Origin of the sequence: Prevotella sp. OH937_COT-195, assembly GCF_003932845.1 — a bacterium.
Taxonomy (GTDB): domain Bacteria; phylum Bacteroidota; class Bacteroidia; order Bacteroidales; family Bacteroidaceae; genus Prevotella.
In genome coordinates this window covers 1-1,986 of the sequence record NZ_RQZH01000075.1, presented here as the reverse complement: position 1 = coordinate 1,986, position 1,986 = coordinate 1, and the positions used below count along the sequence as shown (strand labels likewise).

1 protein-coding gene is annotated in these 1,986 nt (G+C 58.7%); it reads right to left on the bottom strand.

Annotation, left to right across the window (positions count from 1 at the left end; genetic code table 11):
• On the bottom strand, nucleotides 1-1,986 hold a 1,986-nt coding region (locus EII32_RS12225), incomplete at both ends, for a hypothetical protein (RefSeq protein ID WP_158611184.1).

The following is a 1,986-nucleotide window of genomic DNA, read 5'->3' as shown; positions in this document are numbered from 1 at the left end:
ACGCCTTGGAGGTTATACACGCCGCGCTTGCCGGCAGGCACGTCGGCCGTCACGGTTTCGATGCCGTTGGTATCGCGGGTGATGGTCACCTTGTCGGTGATGATATTTCCCGAAGCGTCGCACACGGCGCGCTTCTCGGCGTTCCACACCGCTCCGGCGGGGCTTGTGATTTTGCAGCCGTCGAGGGTGAATTCCTTGAAGTCGAGGATGGAACCCTTTGAGCCCTCTGCTGTTACCGTGGCGTTGCGGATGGTGAGGGATTCCGATGAGCCGTTATATCCTGCGATGCCATATTCCCCCTTGGCATTGACGGTGCAGCCGTCGATGGTGAGCGAGGTCTTGAAAACATAGATGCCGCAGTCATTTGTGCTCTCTGCGTTGAGCGTGCCGCCGCCCGCAATGAACATCGGCTTGGTGTGTCTGACGGACGTTACCGTGTTGGTGCCGGTGAGCTTCACCGTGAGGTTGTCGATCTCTGAATTAATGCTGATTTTGTTACCGGCGTTGATGGTGGCGTTGTCGAGGGTGAGCGTCTTGGTGGAGTGGTCGTACTTCACCGTGCCGCTCACACCGGAGATGACGCTGAGGTCGTTGCAGTTGGCGGAGTTTACCTGCGTGCCGGCAATGTAGAGCCTGTAGGTAGTAGCCGGCTCGATGGTTACCTTGGATTTGATGATATGTCCCCAGGCGTCGCACACGGCGCGCTTCTCGGCGTCGGCGTTCCACACCGCTCCGGCGGGGCTGGTGATTTTGCAGCCGTCGAGGATGAGGGTCTTGAAGTCGCAGATGGAGCCGGCCGTGCCCTCTGCTGTTACCGTGGCGTTGCGGATGGTGAGGGTTGAGCCTTTATTTCCTCCTAAGATGCCCCATCCGCCCTTGACATTGACGGTGCAGCCGTCGATGGTCAGCGAGGTTTCGTCGGTAAAGATGCCGGGGGGGCCATCTGAGCCCTCTGCGTTGAGCGTGCCGCTACCCTTGATAGTCATCGACTTGCTGTGGCCGATGGCGTCAAATCCCGTTACGGTGTTTGTGCCGATGAGCTTCACCGTGAGGTCGTTAATTTTTGAATAGATGCCGTGCTTCTCACCGCCGGCGTTGATGGCGGCGTTGTCGAGGGTGAGGGTCTTGGTGGAGTGGTCGTACTTCACCGTTCCGCTCACGCCGGGGATCACGCTGAGATCGTTGCAGTTGCCGGAGGTTACCTGCTTGCCGGCAATATAGAGGCCGTAGCTTGTAAGTGGTTCGATTGTCACCTTGGTGATGATGATATTTCCCGAGGCGTCGCACACGGCGTGCTTCCCGGCGTTCCACACCGCTCCGGCGGGGCTTGTGATTTTGCAGCCGTCGAGGGTGAGGGTCTTGAAGTTGAGGATGGAGCCGTCCCAGCCTTCTGCCGTTACGGTGGTGGCATTACCGATGGAGAGGGATTCCGAGGAGCCATCATATCCTGTAATGCCCGATATGCCCTTGGCATTGACGGCGCAGCCCTTGATGGTCAGCGAGGTTTTGTCGGTAAAGATGCCGCAAGCATTCGTACTCTCTGCGTTGAGCGTGCCGCCGCCCGTAATGGTCATCCACTTGGTGTGCCTGACACCGTCAAGCATCGACGTTACGGTATTGGAGCCGATGAGCTTCACCGTGAGGTCGTCGATATCTGAAACGATGCCTATGTAGTTACCGCCGTTGATGGTGGCGTTGTAAAGGGTGAGGGTGTGGGTGGCGGGGTTGTACTTCACCCTGCCGCTGACGCCGTCAATCACGCTGAGGTCGTTGCAGTTGTCGGAGGTTACCTGCGTGCCGGCAATTTTGAGGGCGTAGGTTGTAACCGGTGCAATGGTCACCTTGTCGGTGATGATATTTCCCGAGGCGTCGCACACGGCGCGCTTCCCGGCGTTCCACACCGCTCCGGCGGGGCTGGTGATTTTGCAGCCGTCGAGGATGAGGGTCTTGAAGTCGCAGATGGAGCCGGCCGTGCCCTCTGCTGTT